This window comes from Oerskovia sp. NPDC056781 (assembly GCF_042789955.1).
Lineage (GTDB): Bacteria > Actinomycetota > Actinomycetes > Actinomycetales > Cellulomonadaceae > Oerskovia > Oerskovia rustica.
The window spans coordinates 1-17,462 of sequence record NZ_JBHUAD010000069.1 but is presented as its reverse complement, the minus strand read 5'-3'; the positions used below and the strand labels follow the sequence as shown (position 1 = coordinate 17,462).

Sequence of the window (17,462 nt, the reverse complement as noted above, 5' to 3'; positions counted from 1 at the left end):
GTGTATAAGAGACAGCTACGGATGGTCAGAGCTGGTCGCCAGTGCCACCGACCGAGGGGATCGCCACACCGCCGGGAGCCGCGCCGGTGCGGGCGGACTCGATCGACTCCTTCGCGGCGGCCGCGACGGCCTCGGACGTGATCCCGAACTCGCGGTAGAGGATCTTGTAGTCCGCGGACGCGCCGTAGTGCTCGAGGCTCACGGAGCGGCCGGCGTCGCCGACCAGGTCGCGCCAGCCCTGGGCGATGCCCGCCTCGACCGAGACGCGGGCCTTGACGGCGGCCGGGAGCACGCTCTCGCGGTACTCGGGGCCCTGCGCGTCGAACCACTCGCGGCTCGGCAGCGAGACGACGCGCGCCGCGATGCCCTCGGCCGCGAGCTGCTCGCGTGCCTCGACCGCGAGCTGGACCTCGGAGCCCGTGCCGATGAGGATCACGTCGGGCGTGCCCTCGGTGTCGAGCAGCACGTAGCCGCCCTTCGCGGTGCCCGAGGCGTCGGCGAAGCCGTCCGTGCCGCGGGGGAACGTGGGGACGTTCTGGCGGGTCAGGATGAGGCCGGCCGGGCGGTCGGTGTGCTCGAGGATCGTGCGCCAGGCCCACGCGGTCTCGTTGGCGTCCGCGGGGCGGACGACGTCGAGGCCGGGGATGGCGCGCAGCGCGGCGAAGTGCTCGATGGGCTGGTGCGTGGGGCCGTCCTCGCCCAGGCCGATCGAGTCGTGCGTCCAGACGAAGGTCGACGGGATCTCCATGAGGGCCGCGAGGCGGACCGCGGGGCGCATGTAGTCGGAGAACGTGAGGAACGTCCCACCGTAGGCGCGGGTCCCGCCGTGCAGGACGATGCCGTTGAGGATCGAGCCCATGGCGTGCTCACGGATGCCGAAGTGCAGCGTGCGGCCGTACTCGTGACCGGGGAACTTCTTGGTCGCGTGCTCGGCGGGCACGAACGAGGGCTCGCCGTCCATGGTCGTGTTGTTCGAGCCGGCGAGGTCGGCCGAGCCGCCCCAGAGCTCGGGCAGCGTGTCGGCCAGGGCCGAGAGGACCTTGCCCGAGGCCGCGCGCGTCGCGACGTCCTTGCCGGCCTCGAACGTCGGCAGGGACTCGGTCCAGCCGGCCGGCAGCTCTCGGGCCTCGAGGCGCTGCAGGAGCGCGTGCCCCGCAGGGTTGGCGACCTTCCAGGCCTCGAACGCGGTGTCCCAGCGCTCGCGCAGCTCGGCGCCGCGATCGCCCACGGCGCGCGTGTAGGCCAGGACCTCGGCGGGCACGTCGAACGTCTTGTCGGGGTCGAGGCCGAGCTCGATCTTGAGGCCGCGGATCTCGTCGGCGCCCATGGCCGAGCCGTGGATCCCGCCGGTGTTCTGCTTGGTGGGCGAGGGCCAGCCGATGATCGTGCGCAGCGCGATGATCGAGGGCTTGCCGGTCTCGGCCTGCGCGGCGGCCACGGCCGCGGCGAGCTCGTCGACGTTCTCGGCGTAGCCCGTGCCGCCCTGGGTCCAGTCGACCTTCTGGGTGTGCCAGCCGTAGGCCTCGTAGCGCGCGAGGACGTCCTCGGTGAACGCGATGTCGGTGTCGTCCTCGATCGAGATCTTGTTGTCGTCCCAGATCACGATGAGGTTGCCGAGCTGCTGGTGGCCCGCGATCGAGGAGGCCTCGGAGGTCACGCCCTCCTGCAGGTCGCCGTCCGAGGCGATGACGTAGACGTGGTGGTCGAACGGGCTCTCGCCGGGCGCGGTCGACGGGTCGAGCAGGCCGCGCTCGCGGCGGGCCGCCATGGCCATGCCGACCGAGGACGCGAGGCCCTGGCCGAGGGGTCCCGTGGTGATCTCGACACCGTTGGTGTGCTTGTACTCGGGGTGCCCCGGGGTCTTGGAGCCCCACGTGCGCAGCGCCTCGATGTCCTCGATCTCCAGGCCGTAGCCGGCGAGGAAGAGCTGGAGGTAGATCGTGAGCGAGGAGTGGCCCGCGGAGAGCACGAACCGGTCGCGGCCGACCCAGTGCGAGTCGGCAGGGTCGTGGCGCATGACCTTCTGGAAGAGCAGGTACGCGGCGGGGGCGAGGGAGATCGCGGTCCCCGGGTGGCCGTTGCCGACCTTCTCGACGGCGTCCGCCGCGAGGGCCTTGATGGTCTTGACAGCCTGGTCGTCCAGGGGGGACCACTCGAGGGGCTGGTTGGCAGGAACGAACGCGTTCACCGGACCTCTTTCCCGTCCGGAGCCTGGCCCCGGATCATCGTCGGAACAACAAAGATCAACCGATGAACTATTCCGTCGCACGCACCCGGTCGCTCACAGGCGGAGCGGGGGGCCGGGCAGGCGACCGGCCGGTCGCGACGGTGGGTGCCAGGGGTCGGAGCCCTCGGGGTGCCCACCGGGGCACCAGGCCGTCGGTTGCTCCACCCAGCCTATACGTGGACCCCCGGACGGCGCCCTGCCCCGCCCACCACGTGGATTTCGGTCGGATCTCACACTTTTGTACGAGCCGGAGGGCGGCGGTGACGGAGGGGTCGACGTAACATAGGACGGATGTCCAGCGGGTCGGAGCCGACACGCACCGACTGCCGGACGACGCCCCCCAGCTTTCCTCGCCAGAACGGAACCCCGAAGCGCGTGCACACCACGAGCCAGGCACCGATCGACGAGACGGGTCTTCCGTCTCGTCCTGCCGCGACCGCGCAGGTCGCCGGACAGCCCCGGGTCGCCGCGGACGGCAACGCCGTCGCGGGGATCCGCAGCACGATCGGCGCGTACATCGCCCTGACGAAGCCGCGCATCATCGAGCTCCTGCTCGTGACGACGCTGCCCACCATGATCCTCGCCCAGGGCGGTTTCCCGGACTTCTGGCTGGTCGTCAAGACGCTCGTCGGCGGCACGCTCGCCGCGGCGTCGGCGAACGTCTTCAACTGCTACATCGACCGCGACATCGACGAGCTCATGAACCGCACCAAGCGGCGTCCGCTCGTCACGGGCGAGATCTCGCCGCGCGCCGCGCTGGTCTTCGCGACGGCGCTGGGCGTGGTCGCGCTCCTGTGGTTCGCGCTGCTCGTCAACGCGCCCTCTGCCTGGCTCACGTTCGCGGCCATCGCGATCTACGTCGTGGGCTACACGATGATCCTCAAGCGCCGCACGCCGCAGAACATCGTGTGGGGCGGCATCGCGGGCTGCATGCCGGTCTTCATCGGCTGGTCCGCGGTCACGGGCTCGCTGAGCTGGTCCGCGGTCGCGCTGTTCCTCGTGATCTTCTTCTGGACGCCGCCGCACTACTGGCCGTTGTCGATCAAGTTCAAGAAGGACTACGCGAACGCGGGCGTCCCGATGCTCCCGGTGGTCGCCGACAACCGCAAGGTCGCCCGCGAGATGATCGGCTACACGGTCGCGATGATCGCCTCGTCGCTCGCCCTGTGGTGGCTCGCGCCCATGACCTGGGTCTACGGCGTGGTCGCGATCGGCCTCGGTGCCTGGTTCCTGGCGCTGTGCGTCATGATGCTGCGCCGGGCCAACGACCCGACCAAGGGCAAGCTCGGGGCCATGAAGGTCTTCCACGCCTCGATCACGTACCTGACCCTCCTGTTCGTCGCGGTCGCGGTCGACGTGTTCCTCCCCTTCTGACGGCCGGCCCGGGACCCACGGGATGATCGTGCGACGAGCAGCCGGTGCGCGATGACGCGTGCCGCTGCGGGGGAGCCCGCGCTCGCCGTCGGGCCTGACGGCACGTCCGGGACCGCAGCCCCGGAGAACCAAGCGCCCGCGCCCCTGCCCGCGGCGCTCGACCGCGCCGTGCGCGAGTACCTCGCGCACCTGACGGTCGAGCGCGGGCTGTCCCAGAACACGGTCGCGGCCTACCGGCGCGACCTCGCCCGGTACGCCGCCTACCTCGCGTCCCTGGGCCGCGCGGAGCCCGCCGACGTGACACCGGCCGACGTCGCGGAGTACGTCACCACGGTCCGCACGGGAGCCGACGGCGCCGCGCTCCTCTCGCCGTCGTCGACGGCCCGGTCGGTGGCCGCGGTGCGCGGCTGGCACCGCTTCTGCGCGCTCGAGGGGCACACCGGCTCCGACCCCTCGGCCGAGGTGCGCCCGCCCGCGCAGGGCAAGCGGCTGCCCAAGGCCATCTCGACCGAGGAGGTCGAGGCCATCCTCGAGGCCGCCGGCGTGGGGGAGGGGCCGGGACCGCTGCGGGACCGCGCGCTGCTCGAGCTCGTCTACTCCACGGGGGCCCGCATCTCGGAGGCCGTGAGCCTCGACGTCGACGACCTGGACCTGGGCTCGGGGGCCGTGCGGCTGTTCGGCAAGGGCGCCAAGGAGCGCGTCGTGCCCGTGGGGTCGTTCGCGGTGCGTGCCCTCGACGCGTACCTCGTGCGGGGGCGCCCGGCGCTGTCCGCGACCGGACGCGGGACGCCCGCGGTGTTCCTCAACACGCGCGGCGCGCGCCTGAGCCGCCAGAGCGCGTGGGCGGTCCTGCGCACCGCGGCCGAGCGTGCGGGCCTCGACCACCCCGAGCGGATCTCGCCCCACACGCTGCGCCACTCGTTCGCGACGCACCTGCTCGCGGGCGGTGCCGACGTGCGCGTCGTCCAGGAGCTCCTGGGGCACGCGTCGGTCACCACGACGCAGATCTACACGCTCGTGACGCGCGAGACGCTGCGCGAGGTCTACGCGTCCGCCCACCCGCGGGCGCTGGGCTGACCCTCGGCGCGTCGCGCGGGTTCGCGCCACTCCGGCGCGTGCACGCGTCCGGCGCGAGCCCCTGGGGTACCGTGGCGGACGTGAGCAGCCAGGCCCCGAGCGAGATCCAGGACGCCGCCGGACCGTACGACGCACGCGTCGCCACGGCCGCGGGCGCCGCCGACGGTGGTGCGTCCGTCGCACCCGACAACGCCCCCCGGATCGATCCGGTCGGCCGCGAGATCCCCGACTTCCCCGTGCCGGCGCAGCTCGCCACGCACGGGCCGGGGCGCATCATCGCGATGTGCAACCAGAAGGGCGGGGTCGGCAAGACGACCACGACCATCAACCTGGGAGCCACGCTGGCCGAGTACGGGCGCAAGGTCCTGCTCGTCGACTTCGACCCGCAGGGGGCCGCGTCGGTGGGCCTGGGCGTCAACCCGCACGAGCTCGACCGCACGGTCTACAACCTGCTGATGGAACGCGGTGCGGACATCCGTGAGGTCATCGTCCCCACGGCCGTCGAGGGGCTCGACGTGCTCCCGGCGAACATCGACCTGTCCGCGGCCGAGGTCCAGCTCGTGGGCGAGGTCGCGCGCGAGTCGGTCCTCGCCAGGGTCCTGCGCCCCGTGCAGGACGAGTACGACGTGATCCTCGTCGACTGCCAGCCCTCCCTGGGCCTGCTGACCGTCAACGCGCTCACCGCGGCGCACGGGGTCCTCATCCCGCTCGAGTGCGAGTTCTTCGCGCTGCGCGGCGTCGCGCTGCTCGTCGAGACCATCGAGAAGGTCCGCGACCGCCTCAACCCGCGCCTCGAGGTCGACGGGATCCTCGCGACCATGTTCGACTCGCGCACGCTGCACTCGCGCGAGGTCGTGGCCCGCGTGCACGAGGCCTTCGGCGACAAGCTCCTGCACACCGTGATCGGGCGGACCGTGAAGTTCCCCGACGCGTCGGTCGCGGCCGAGCCCATCACGGTCTACGCGCCGTCCCACCCGGGTGCGGTGGCCTACCGTCAGCTCGCCCGCGAGCTGGTCGCCCGTGGCGACGCTGCCTGACACCGCACCGGCGGCCACCCGGGCCGCCGCACCGCAGGACCAGCAGCCCGCCCCACCGTCGACCGACGCGCACGACGCCGCGGCGACACCTCCCGGGGCCCCCGCGACCGACCGGAACGGCAACCCCGCGTTCGAGGTGCACCTCGAGAACTTCTCGGGCCCGTTCGACCTCCTGCTCTCGCTCATCGCGAAGCACAAGCTCGACATCACCGAGATCGCTCTCGCCCAGGTCACCGACGAGTTCATCGCGTACATCCGCACGGCCGAGCGCCTCGCGCGCGAGGCCGAGGAGGCCGCGCGCGCCGAGGCCGACCAGGTCCCGCCAGGGGGCACGGCGCCCGACGGCGGCACGCCCGTCGCCAGGTCCCGTCGCCCCCGTCCGGGGCGGGGCGGGCACCCCGGCTGGGACCTGGGCACCGCGAGCGAGTTCCTGCTCGTGGCCGCGACCCTGCTCGACCTCAAGGCCGCCCGCCTGCTGCCCACGGGAGACGTCGAGAGCGCCGAGGACCTCGAGCTCCTCGAGGCCCGCGACCTCCTGTTCGCCCGGCTCCTGCAGTACCGCGCCTACAAGCAGGTCTCGGCGGTCATCGCGGACCGGCTCGCGACCGAGGGGCGCCGCTTCCCGCGCATCGTCCAGCTCGAGCCGCACCTCGCGGCCCTGCTGCCCGAGCTCGTGTGGAAGCTCGGCCCGGACCAGCTGGCGGCGCTCGCGGCCAAGGCCATGGAGCCCAAGGCGCCACCGCCCGGGGTGTCCCTGACCCACCTGCACGCACCCGCGGTGAGCGTGCGCGAGCAGGCGGGCATCGTCGTCGGGCTGCTGCGGCGCGAGGGCGCGGCCTCGTTCCGCGTGCTCGTCGCGGACGCGGGCGAGACGCTCGTGGTCGTCGCGCGCTTCCTCGCGCTGCTCGAGCTGTTCCGCGAGGGGCTCGTCGCGTTCGAGCAGGTCGAGGCGCTCGGCGAGCTCACGGTCCGCTGGACGGGCAGCGACGGCGCCGACGACGAGGACGGGGGTGCGCTCGCCGCCGTGGGCGGGGAGTTCGACGTCGAGGACGGCGCCGACGACGGCGCCGACTCCGACGACCCAGGTGCCGCCCCCGACACGGTGATGGGCGTCGAGACCGACGGCACCGGCACCACCGGGACCGTCGCCCGTGCCACGGACGCGCGCCCCACGACACGGACGGACCCATGAACGAGGAGAGCATGACCCAGGACACGGCGGACGGCGCCGACCCCGCGGAGACCGCCGACACGCGAGCCGGCGCGGGTCGGGCGACCGAGAACGACCCCCTGCCCACGTTCAGCGCCGAGCACCTCCCCGGCGGGGCGCTCGCCGCGCTCGAGGCGGTCCTCATGGTCGCCGACGAGCCCATCCCCGCGGTCCAGCTCGCGACCGCGCTCGGCCTGCCCCGGCGCGAGGTCGAGGACCTGCTGGGCGAGCTGTCGGCCGAGTACCGCGGCGACCTGGGCGGGCGCCCCCGCGGTTTCGAGCTGCGCCAGGCGGGCGGCGGGTGGCGCGTGTACTCGGCGCCGGTGTTCGCGGACGTCGTCGGGCGCTTCCTCCTGGAGGGCCAGAGCGCGCGCCTGACGCAGGCCGCTTTGGAGACCCTCGCGGTCGTCGCGTACCGTCAACCGGTCACGCGCGGCCAGATCTCGGCCGTGCGCGGCGTGAACGTGGACGGCGTCGTACGGACGCTGACGACCCGCGGGCTCGTCGCGGAGGTCGGCCAGGATCCCTCGACGGGTGCGGTCCTGTACGGAACCACGGGATACTTCTTGGAGCGCATGGGCTTCTCGTCGCTCGACGAGCTCCCCGCCCTCGCGCCGCACCTGCCGGACGTCGACTCGATCTTCGACGCCGCCGACAGCACACTCGGAGCGTCCGGGGGTGGGAGCGACCGCGCACAGCCGCGTTCGCCGGTCCTGCCCACAGGCGCTCGACCCAGCACGAACGACGAAGGAACATCATGAGCAGCGCACGCGAGGGTGGCCGACCGGCCGCCCGAGGACAGCGGTCCGAGAACTCCTCGGGCACCGGTCGACCGGGCAGTGGTCGCTCAGGCGGTGGCCGGCCGGCAGGTCAGCGCTCCTCGGCCCCCCGCTCGGGAGCGGGGCGCGGGTGGGCGGGCGACCCGCAGGCGGGCAAGAGCAAGCCGCCGCGTCGCCCCGCCGCCCCCAAGGGCCCGCAGCGCGACGTGCACGTCGCCGACGGCGTGCGCCTCCAGAAGGTCCTCGCGACCGCAGGCCTGGGCTCGCGTCGCGCGTGCGAGGACCTCATCGCGGCGGGCCGCGTCGAGGTCGACGGCGTCGTGGTGCGCGAGCTCGGCGTCCGCGTCGACCCCGAGAAGGCCGTGATCCACGTCGACGGCATGCGCGTCCAGCTCGACCAGTCGCTCGTGACGATCGCGCTCAACAAGCCGCTCGGCGTCGTCTCCACGATGCACGACCCCGAGGGGCGCCCCGCGCTCACGCAGTTCGTCGCGACGCGCCCCGAGCGCCTCTTCCACGTCGGGCGCCTCGATGCCGACAGCGAGGGCCTGCTGCTCCTGACGAACGACGGCGAGCTCGCCAACCGGCTCTCGCACCCCAAGTACGAGGTCTCCAAGACCTACCTCGTGTCGGTCGAGGGCCGCGTCGCGGGCAACGTCGCGAACAAGCTGCTCCACGGCATCGAGCTCGAGGACGGCCCGGCCAAGGTCGACCGCTACCGCGTGGTCGACACGACCCCGCAGGCCAGCATGGTCGAGGTCGTGCTCCACGAGGGCCGCCACCGCATCGTGCGCCGCATGTTCGAGGAGATCGGCCACCCCGTGACCCGGCTCGTGCGCACCCGCATCGGGTCGATCCACCTGGGCAACCTGCGCCCTGGCGCGACCCGCGTCCTGGGCCGCACCGAGCTCGGCACCCTCATGAGCGAGGTCGGGCTCTAGCCGAGCCCCGCCCCGGGAGGCGCGTCCGCGCGACCCCGGGGCGACGGCCGGTACGATCCCATCCTCCGTACGAAGGAGTACCTCCCATGCCCGTCCGGGCCATCCGGGGCGCCACGCAGCTCGACGTCGACGAGCGCGAGCACCTCTTCGACCGCACGCGCGAGCTCGTCCAGGCCGTCCTCGACGCCAACGAGATCGACACCGCGTCGCTCATCTCGATCTTCTTCACCTGCACGCCCGACCTCGTGGCGGACTTCCCGGCCGCCGCGGCCCGCGAGATGGGGCTCGGCGACGTGCCCCTCATGTGCGCGGTCGAGATCGGCGTGCCCGGGGCGCTGCCCCGGGTGGTGCGACTCATGGCGCACGCCGAGATCGACGTGCCGCGGGCCGACGTCCAGCACGTGTACCTGCACGGGGCGACGTCGCTGCGCAAGGACCTGGCCCAGTGAGCGCGGACGGGACCCGTGCCGACGGGCGCGGGATCGTCGTCGCGATCGACGGGCCGTCCGGGTCCGGCAAGTCGAGCGTGTCGCGGGCCGTGGCTCGGCGCCTCGGCACCGCCTACCTGGACACGGGCGCGATGTACCGCGCTGCGACCTGGTGGTGCCTCGAGGAGGGCGTCGACCTCGCCGACCAGGCCGCGGTCGCCGCGGCCGTGGACGTCATGCCGCTCGTCATGGGCATCGACCCGGCCGCGCCGACCGTGCACGTCGACGGCACCGACGTCGGTGAGGCGATCCGGACCACCGAGATCTCCACGGCCGTGAGCGTGGTCGCCACCAACCTCGCGGTGCGCGCCGAGCTGCGGCGCCTGCAGCGCGTCATCATCGCGGCAGAGTCGGCGGCGGTGGCGTCGACGTCCTCGGCGTCCTCGGAGAGCGCTGGCCCGTCGTTCTCCGGCGGTCGCGGCATCGTCGCCGAGGGACGCGACATCACCACCGTCGTCGCGCCCGACGCCGACGTGCGCATCCTGCTCACCGCGAGCGAGGAGGCACGCCTTGCCCGCCGATCGCTCGAGGTGCACGGCGCTGCCGACGCGGCCGCGGTCGAGGCCACCAAGGACCAGGTGCTGCGCCGCGATCGCGACGACTCGACCGTCTCGCAGTTCCACGTCGCGGCCGACGGCGTCGTGACGGTCGACTCGTCCGACCTCGACTTCGAGCAGACCATCCAGGCCGTGCTCGACGTCGTCGCGCAGGCCACGGCCACCACCGCCGCGGGGGGCGAGGGGACCGCTCGGTGAGCACCCCGCACGTCCCCTCTCCCGCCGGGCCCGCCTGGTCCCGGTGGGTGGAGCGCTTCCTCGCGCGCGTGATCTGGGACACCCGCGTGGTCGGGGCCGAGCACGTCCCCGCCACCGGACCCGTCCTGCTGGCCGCCAACCACACGGGCCTCGTCGACGGACCCCTCGTGCTGGGCGTCGCACCCCGGCCCCTGCACGTCCTCGTCAAGGAGGAGATGTTCGTCGGGCCGATCGGGTGGATCCTGCGCGCGGCAGGGCAGATCCCCGTCGACCGCCGCGGCGGACGGTCGGCCCTCGTGACGGCGCTCGCGGTCCTGCGGCGCGACGGTGGGGTGGGCGTGTTCCCCGAGGGCAACCGCGGGCGCGGCGACGCCACGTCCGCGCGCGCCGGCGTGGCCTGGCTCGCGCTCAACGGCCACGCGCCCGTGGTCCCCGTCGCGGTCCTCGGCACGCGCCGCACCGGCGACGGCGTCAACCGCGTCCCCGGGTTCCGTCGCCGCCTGTACGTCGAGTTCGGTGCGCCGGTCGTCGTCGAGAGGGCCGACGGCGTGCGTGGCAAGGCCGCGCTCGACGCCGCCAACGAGCAGATCCGGGCCGCGCTCGCGACGCTCGTGACCGGCGCCGTGGACCGCTCGGGCATCGCGCTGCCGGTCGACGGACCCGAGCGCCTCGTGCCCGGAGGGCGCCCCGCGCAGTGACGTCGTGCACTCCGGGCGTGTCGCGTACGGTCCTCGTTCGGAGAACTGCCCGGTTGCTGGGAGAATGGTCGCCATGACCACACCCGACCACGCACAGCCCGATGCCCAGGCATCCCTCGACGAGGTGTCGCAGACCCCCGGTGAGACGATCGACCAGGCGAGCGACGTCGTCGGGCAGCCCGAGGACACCATCGAACCACTGCTCGCCGCCGAGGGGGACGAGCAGGACGACGAGAGCCGCGAGCGCGCCCTGCGCGCCGGCCTCGAGGACTACGAGCTCGCCGACGAGGACATGGCGCTCCTGTCCGGCGACTACGACGACGAGGGGAACCTCGAACCTGAGGCCCCTCTGCCCGTCCTCGCGATCGTCGGCCGCCCCAACGTGGGCAAGTCGACGCTCGTCAACCGCATCCTCGGCCGTCGCGAGGCCGTGACCGAGGACAAGCCCGGCGTCACGCGCGACCGTGTCTCCTACCCGGCCGAGTGGGCCGGACGCCAGTTCACGCTCGTCGACACGGGCGGCTGGGAGGTCGACGTCGCCGGCATCGAGGCGCGCGTCGCCGAGCAGGCCGAGGTCGCCATCGCGCTCTCGGACGCCGTCGTGTTCGTCGTCGACGCGACCGTGGGCCCCACGGCCACCGACGAGCGCGTCGTGAAGCTGCTCCGCAAGTCCGGCAAGCCCGTCGTGCTGTGCGCCAACAAGGTCGACGGCGCGCGCGGCGAGGCCGACGCGACCGAGCTCTGGAGCCTGGGCCTCGGCGAGCCGCACCCCGTCTCCGCCCTCCACGGCCGCGGCACGGGCGACCTGCTCGACGCCGCCATGGAGGCGCTGCCCCTCGTCTCCGAGCACGCGGTCGTCCTGCCGTCCGGCCCGCGCCGCGTCGCTCTCGTCGGCCGCCCCAACGTCGGCAAGTCCTCGCTCCTGAACAAGGTCGCGGGCGCCGACCGCGTCGTCGTCGACTCCGTCGCCGGTACCACGCGCGACCCCGTCGACGAGCTCGTGCTCCTCAAGGGCATCCCGTGGTGGTTCGTCGACACCGCCGGCATCCGCCGCCGCGTCCACCAGACCAAGGGCGCCGACTTCTACGCCTCGCTGCGCACCCAGGCCGCGATCGAGAAGGCCGAGGTCGCCGTCGTGCTCGTCGACGCGTCCGTCCCGCTCACCGAGCAGGACACGCGCGTCATCTCCCAGGTCGTCGACGCCGGGCGCGCCCTCGTCATCGCCTACAACAAGTGGGACCTCATGGACGAGGACCGCCGCCCCTTCCTGGAGCGCGAGATCGAGAAGGACCTCGTCCAGATCCAGTGGGCGCCGCGCGTCAACGTCTCGGCCCGCACCGGCTGGCACACCGACCGCCTCGTGCCCGCTCTCGAGCGCTCGCTCGAGTCCTGGGACAAGCGCATCCCCACCGGACGCCTGAACGCGTTCCTGGGCGAGCTCGTCGCGGCCCACCCGCACCCGCTGCGCGGCGGCAAGCAGCCCCGCATCCTGTTCGCGACCCAGGCGTCCACGCGCCCGCCGCGCTTCGTGATCTTCGCGACCGGCTTCCTCGAGGCCGGCTACCGCCGCTTCATCGAGCGTCGCCTGCGCGAGACCTTCGGCTTCGAGGGCACGCCCATCGAGATCTCGGTGCGCGTGCGCGAGAAGCGCAAGCGCTGACGCGCCTCCTGCCGGGCCCCACGGGGCTCCAGCGGGGGCGTGTGAGTCGTCGAGAGACCCACGGGAGGGCCGTGCGTGCCGGAAGGCGCGTGCGGCCCTCCTGGGCGTTTCTGGGGCCCGCTGGGGGAGCGCTGGGCCCCGGGGGAGGTGCGCAGGGCAGCGCCTGCGGCCGCCGGACTGCTTGGCGGCGCGTGGGCGAGGGGCTGGGCAGGACCTGGCGGTGGGCCGACCACGCGCTGGCCGTGCGCTGGGTGCGGCCTCGACGGGGCCTGGGGGAGGCCCGAGACCGGCCCGGACGCGCGTGACCCGTGCCACTCACCAGCGACGATGCACGGACCACGCCCAAAGTGGGGTATTGTTTCTCTCGGCCCGGAAGGGCTGGTGAAGCCCTCCGGGGCTCACGGGCTGTGGCGCAGCTTGGTAGCGCACTTGACTGGGGGTCAAGGGGTCGCAGGTTCAAATCCTGTCAGCCCGACCAGCGTTTACGCAGGTCAGAGGCCGTTTCCGAGAGATCGGGAACGGCCTCTACTCGTTGTGCCCCTTGGCGTGACCGTGGTGCCGGCCGCCGCTCCGACCGTGGTCGAGCCGTGCCGCACGGTGCCGACGACGGCCTTTTTCCACGGACGGGGGAGGAAGGGGACTTGGCACGCAGAAGCCGCTCTGCCCTGGGCAAGCGGGTGGTTCGCGCGTACGGTCGAAGAGCGCGACCGAGTCAGGCAGCCGGCTCACCAGTCCTTCTCTGAGGAGCCGTTCGGCATGTCCAACGAAGAACACGTTTCAGCAAGAGCTCCTGTCGAGCACCTTGGCAGGACTGCCGCTCGACTCACCGGGCAATGGCGGTTCGACCTGACCACCGGGCGATGGTGGTGGTCGGAGGAGACCTACCGGATCCATGGGTTCGAGCCGCACGAGGTCGTGCCGACCACGGCCTTGGTCCTGGCGCACAAGCACCCCGCCGATCGCGAACGGTTTCGCGAGGTGTTCGAGGCGGCGAAGGTCTCGGGCGGACCGTTCCACAGCGTGCACCGCATCATGGACGCGCGCGGCCACGAGCGGATCGTGACCCTGGTCGGCCAGGGGAGACTGGACCCGGACACCGGTGGGGTGCTCGAGCTCATGGGGTACTTCGTCGACATCACCGCGCCCGTCGCTCAGCGCGCCGAGCACCTGGCAGGCAAGCACATCCGCGCCGCGGCGACGCACCGGGGGACGATCGAGCAGGCCAAGGGCATCCTGACCGTCACCCACGGCCTGACGATCGCCGAGGCCTTCCAGCTGTTGCGCGGTACCTCCAACCAGCACAACGTTCCCGTACGTGACCTCGCAGAACGTCTGGTGACCCTGGGCCGGATCCTGCCCGTGGACGAGCACCGCCGCCACGCCGTCGACGAGTTCCTGCGCAACCCCGCCTAGGTCCGGCTCGCGCGTGCGGTGCCGGAGACGCCGCCCGAGCCGACCCTGCCCGGTGAGCCGCTGTCCGTCCGGTAGGTGGAGAACCGGACAGCCGCCCCCTTCGAGCGGTGCATCCGAACCCACGCACTTGCGGGGACTCACCACCCTGACGCCCCCAGGAGGGCAGGACAACCGAGCGCGATGAGTCAGGTCTTGAGGGTGACGGCCTGCTGATCACGCTGTGCCCCGACGGCCCCTCCTGATCCGCGGCCGGCACACCATCGTCGATGCGTACGGCAGCCCGATCGAGCCCAGAGGTGGCACGGTGGCCCTCTGCTGCTGCGGAGCGTCCGTGATCAAGCCGTTCTGCGACAGAACCCGCACGTTCAACGGATTCCGTTCCGACGACGAGGACAGGGGCCGGCGTGAGCTCGAGAGACCTACAGGTGCGGCGAGGAGACCCAGGTCCGCGCCCGTCGCCACACCACCCGCCTCGACCGGGTCGGTCGTTCAGGTGGTGAGTCACGCTCACCAGGGCGAGCGTGAGGTGCGCGGGAGCCGCGGCTCCCGTCTGGTGGTGCCGGGGTCTCAGGAAGCGGGAACCGGTACCACCTGCCACCGGTCGGCGCTCTCGCGGCGCCGTTCGTCACGACCCGGTCGCCGCTGAAGCCCGAGCACGCGTCATGCCGCCTGAGCCTGCGCGAGATCTCGACACGTGTGCTCCCGAGTGGCGAGTGGCGCAGACGAGCCTATGGTCAGGACAGGTCAAGAAAGTGGCCGCACCGGGAGCCTTGTCGTCGCACCGGGCCGCCAGACCTGTTCAGCCTGTGGTTGGTGGCCGACAAGACTCACCCCCTCCCCGACTCGCGCCGAGATCTGTCTCGGCAACCGTCGACGAGGAGATCCCATGGGAGAAGTCCATGAGCGAGAGCCAGTTCCCCACCCGGACGCCATCTGGCGTCAACGTTCCCACCACGGACCAGAGCATCCTCGAACCGGATACACCCCGGGACGAGACGAGCCCGGGTCTGCAGGACCGCGCGAAGGACACCGCGTCCCAGGCCGCGCACTCGCTCGGAGACATCGCGCACGATGCCAAGGACAAGGCGTCCGACGTGGCCGGCACGGCGACGAAGCAGGTCAAGAGCCTCGCGGACCAGGCCCGTTCGGAGCTTGACGCCCAGGCCCAGGCCCAGCAGAAGCGTGCCGCCGAGGGCCTGCGTGCGCTGAGCACCGAGCTCTCGAGCATGGCAAGCACCAGCCAGGATCCTGGCTACGCCACCGATCTCGTCCAGCAGGTCTCCCAGACGACCGATCGCGTCGCGACCTGGCTGGACGAGCGTGACCCGGGCTCGGTCGTCCGCGAGGTCAAGGACTTCGCGCGCCGCCGCCCCGGCCTGTTCATCGCCCTCGCCGCGGGTGCCGGCATCCTGGTCGGCCGTCTCGCGCGAGGGATCAAGGACGCCCCGCCGTCTGAGCGGACCCCGGCCGAGGACACCGAGGGTCCCTCGACGGACACCCCGGGCCCCTGGCCGTCCGCCAGGTCGGCGGCGCCGACGGATGACCTCACCGGAGCCCACAGCGCGGGCTGGGCGTCCGAGGAGAGCCCCCTGACCGGGCCAGCGGGATCTGCACCGACCTACGCCGCATCCGAGCCTGTCGCGAAGCATGGTGAGTCCGATGTCGAACGCCTCTGACCCTGGGACCTGGGCCCCAGCGCCCGGCGTGCCCGGTCCTGACGCCCGACACCGCGATGCGACCACCCCTCCTGCGGGTGGACAGGCAAGTGTCGGCGAGCTCTTCGCCGAGGTCACGCGGGACATCTCGACCTTGCTGCGCCAAGAGGTCGAGCTCGCCAAGGCCGAGGCCACGGCGTCGGCCCGGCGGGCCGGCAAGGGCGCCGGGATGCTCGCCGGGGCCGGAGTTGCCGGCCACATGGTCCTGCTCTTCCTGTCCGTCGCGTTGTGGTGGGCCCTGGGCACCCAGATCGGCAACGGATGGTCCGCGCTGGTCGTCGCCGCCGTGTGGGCGGTCGTCGCTGCCGTCCTCGCCCTCGTCGGCCGGTCCGAGATGAAGAAGGTCACCGGCCTTCCCGAGACCGTCGACTCCGTGAAGAAGATCCCCCATGCACTGCAAGGACACGAGGAGAAGAACTCATGAGCACCGACCCGGAACAGCTCAGGAACGAGATCGAGCAGACCCGCACCGACCTGAGCAACGACGTGGACGCGCTCGGCGACAAGGTCAATCCCACGCACATCGCCCGCCGGCAGACCGACCGCGTCCGACACTCGTTCACCTCCGTCAAGGACAAGGTGATGGGCACCTCTGACACGGCCGTGCGCGCGACCACCGGTGCTGCGTCCTCGGCCGCCGACAGTGCCCGCGGGGCTGTCGGATCGGCCTCGGACGGCGTGTCGTCCGCGGCCTCGTCCGTGCGCGACCGGGCCGAGGGCAACCCGCTGGCCGTCGGCCTCGTGGCGTTCGGGGTCGGGCTCGTGGTCGCGAGCCTGCTTCCCTCCAGCCAGACCGAGCAACGAGCGGCCAGCCGCGTCCAGGACGCCGCCGCACCGCTCGTGGACGACGTCAAGGAAGCGGCCAGCTCCCTCGCGGAGAACATGAAGGAGCCCGCACAGGACAGCGCCCACGCCGTCCAGGACGCGGCGAAGGACGCAGCCGAGGGCCTCGTCGAGGAGGGCAAGGCCGCGGCGTCCGACGTCCGCTCCACCGCACGCGACAGCTGAACCCCCACAGCGAGCGCGCCCATGGTGCGCTGAGTTCCGCCGTGCGCCCCAGAAGGTCGGTCGACCCGGCGGGGCGCACGGTGGGGGACCACATCGGTTTCACCGAGGAGGCATGAGATGTATCTGCATGTGCAGCGACTGATCAACGAGATCGTGGCGGACGAGCCGGATCCTGCGGCGGCGAACGCCCTTCAGGAGGGGTTGGGAGGGCAGTTCGGGGAGATGCGCACGATGATGCAGTACCTGTTCCAGAGCATCAACTTCCGGGGGCCGGGGGGAAAGCCGTACCGGGATCTGCTGCAGGGGATCGGGACCGAGGAGATCAGCCATGTCGAGCTGATCGGGACGACCATCGCCCGCCTGCTGGATGGTTCGCCGCGGTACAACGGGAAGAAGACCGATCCTCTGGACACCCCGGGTGCGGGGGGCAAGACGCCGCTGGACCTGGCGCTGGGTGTGGGCAACATCCACCACTACCTGGTCGCGGCCCAAGGGGCGCTGCCCGTGGACGCGGCGGGCAACCCGTGGAGCGGGAGCTATGTGTACAACTCGGGCAACCTGGTGCTGGACCTGCTCTACAACTTGATGCTCGAGTCGACCGGGCGCCTGCAGAAGTGTCGGATCTACGAGATGACGGACAACAAGACGGCGCGCTCGACGATCTCGTACCTGATCGTGCGTGACCAGGCGCACGAGAACGCGTATGCCAAGGCGTTGGAGACCTTGGGTGTGGACTGGGGCAAGGTCTTGCCGATCCCCAAGACGAACGCGGAGAAGTTCCCCGAGGTCAAGAAGCTCGTCGACCTGGGGCTGCAGTCCAAGCAGTACACGTTCGATCTCGAGGGGGCCTCGGAGGCCGGGCGCATCTTCCAGGGCATGTCGCCCTCGAACGACGGGACCGAGCTCGACGCGACCGAGCAGGCTCCCGCGGGCGTCCCCTCGACCATCGCCCCCGAGCGGTACGAGGAGTTCTCCCCGGGCCTCGACCCCGACCTGCTCGCCCTCATCCAGGCGACCGCGGACCTCGAGATGGCCGACGCCGCCGACCCGCTGTTCGCGCCGACCGGCAAGGCCTAGCGC

Annotated in this window: 17 protein-coding genes and 1 tRNA gene; 17 read left to right on the top strand and 1 reads right to left on the bottom strand. The window is 72.3% G+C overall.

Going from position 1 to position 17,462, the window contains the following annotated elements; genetic code table 11:
• Positions 1–25 precede the first annotated feature (25 nt).
• Positions 26–2,188, bottom strand: coding sequence for a transketolase (tkt, locus tag ACFRCR_RS08475; protein ID WP_377676725.1), 2,163 nt, complete (start codon positions 2,186–2,188; stop codon positions 26–28).
• A gap of 414 nt (positions 2,189–2,602) precedes the next feature.
• Between tkt and ACFRCR_RS08470 the strand changes: the two genes are divergently transcribed.
• The 17 genes from ACFRCR_RS08470 (at position 2,603) to ACFRCR_RS08390 (ending at position 17,459) form a co-directional block, all read left to right on the top strand.
• On the top strand, positions 2,603–3,601 hold the full coding sequence (locus ACFRCR_RS08470; RefSeq protein ID WP_371415753.1) for a heme o synthase: 999 nt from the start codon (positions 2,603–2,605) through the stop codon (positions 3,599–3,601).
• Positions 3,602–3,652: 51 nt separating this feature from the next.
• Positions 3,653–4,678: a site-specific tyrosine recombinase XerD gene (xerD, locus tag ACFRCR_RS08465; protein ID WP_377676723.1), complete on the top strand. Its 1,026-nt coding sequence runs from the start codon at positions 3,653–3,655 to the stop codon at positions 4,676–4,678.
• A 200-nt stretch (positions 4,679–4,878) separates the two neighbouring features.
• Positions 4,879–5,715 carry a ParA family protein gene (locus ACFRCR_RS08460; protein WP_377676727.1) on the top strand — a complete coding sequence of 279 codons (837 nt, stop codon included), beginning with the start codon at positions 4,879–4,881 and terminating at the stop codon, positions 5,713–5,715.
• Complete coding sequence (locus ACFRCR_RS08455; protein WP_377676721.1) at positions 5,699–6,907, top strand: segregation and condensation protein A; 1,209 nt, start codon at positions 5,699–5,701, stop codon at positions 6,905–6,907. The genes ACFRCR_RS08460 and ACFRCR_RS08455 overlap by 17 nt, the downstream gene beginning before the upstream one ends.
• An 11-nt stretch (positions 6,908–6,918) precedes the next feature.
• A complete protein-coding gene (gene scpB, locus ACFRCR_RS08450) occupies positions 6,919–7,686 on the top strand; it encodes an SMC-Scp complex subunit ScpB (protein WP_377676719.1) in 768 nt (255 codons plus the stop codon).
• Positions 7,683–8,645 (top strand): pseudouridine synthase, encoded by a 963-nt coding sequence (locus tag ACFRCR_RS08445; RefSeq protein ID WP_377676717.1) that lies wholly within the window; start codon positions 7,683–7,685, stop codon positions 8,643–8,645. Before scpB ends, ACFRCR_RS08445 begins: the two co-directional genes overlap by 4 nt.
• An 86-nt stretch (positions 8,646–8,731) precedes the next feature.
• A complete protein-coding gene (gene aroH, locus ACFRCR_RS08440) occupies positions 8,732–9,094 on the top strand; it encodes a chorismate mutase (protein WP_377676715.1) in 363 nt (120 codons plus the stop codon).
• A complete protein-coding gene (locus ACFRCR_RS08435) occupies positions 9,091–9,888 on the top strand; it encodes a (d)CMP kinase (protein ID WP_377676713.1) in 798 nt (265 codons plus the stop codon). Before aroH ends, ACFRCR_RS08435 begins: the two co-directional genes overlap by 4 nt.
• Entirely contained in the window at positions 9,885–10,586 is a 702-nt protein-coding gene (locus ACFRCR_RS08430; RefSeq protein ID WP_377676711.1) for a lysophospholipid acyltransferase family protein, read from the top strand. Before ACFRCR_RS08435 ends, ACFRCR_RS08430 begins: the two co-directional genes overlap by 4 nt.
• A 73-nt stretch (positions 10,587–10,659) precedes the next feature.
• A complete protein-coding gene (der, locus tag ACFRCR_RS08425) occupies positions 10,660–12,246 on the top strand; it encodes a ribosome biogenesis GTPase Der (protein ID WP_377676709.1) in 1,587 nt (528 codons plus the stop codon).
• A gap of 401 nt (positions 12,247–12,647) precedes the next feature.
• A tRNA-Pro gene (locus tag ACFRCR_RS08420) sits at positions 12,648–12,724 on the top strand.
• 68 nt (positions 12,725–12,792) lie between these two features.
• Positions 12,793–13,659 carry a PAS and ANTAR domain-containing protein gene (locus tag ACFRCR_RS08415; protein WP_377676708.1) on the top strand — a complete coding sequence of 289 codons (867 nt, stop codon included), beginning with the start codon at positions 12,793–12,795 and terminating at the stop codon, positions 13,657–13,659.
• A gap of 220 nt (positions 13,660–13,879) precedes the next feature.
• Complete coding sequence (locus tag ACFRCR_RS08410) at positions 13,880–14,305, top strand: CDGSH iron-sulfur domain-containing protein (protein WP_377676706.1); 426 nt, start codon at positions 13,880–13,882, stop codon at positions 14,303–14,305.
• 253 nt (positions 14,306–14,558) lie between these two features.
• Positions 14,559–15,335, top strand: a complete 777-nt coding sequence (locus ACFRCR_RS08405) for a hypothetical protein (protein ID WP_377676705.1) — start codon at positions 14,559–14,561, stop codon at positions 15,333–15,335.
• A complete protein-coding gene (locus ACFRCR_RS08400; RefSeq protein WP_377676703.1) occupies positions 15,319–15,798 on the top strand; it encodes a phage holin family protein in 480 nt (159 codons plus the stop codon). Before ACFRCR_RS08405 ends, ACFRCR_RS08400 begins: the two co-directional genes overlap by 17 nt.
• A complete protein-coding gene (locus ACFRCR_RS08395) occupies positions 15,795–16,382 on the top strand; it encodes a DUF3618 domain-containing protein (protein WP_377676701.1) in 588 nt (195 codons plus the stop codon). The genes ACFRCR_RS08400 and ACFRCR_RS08395 overlap by 4 nt, the downstream gene beginning before the upstream one ends.
• Before the next feature lie 117 nt (positions 16,383–16,499).
• A complete protein-coding gene (locus tag ACFRCR_RS08390) occupies positions 16,500–17,459 on the top strand; it encodes a manganese catalase family protein (protein ID WP_377676699.1) in 960 nt (319 codons plus the stop codon).
• Positions 17,460–17,462 lie beyond the last annotated feature (3 nt).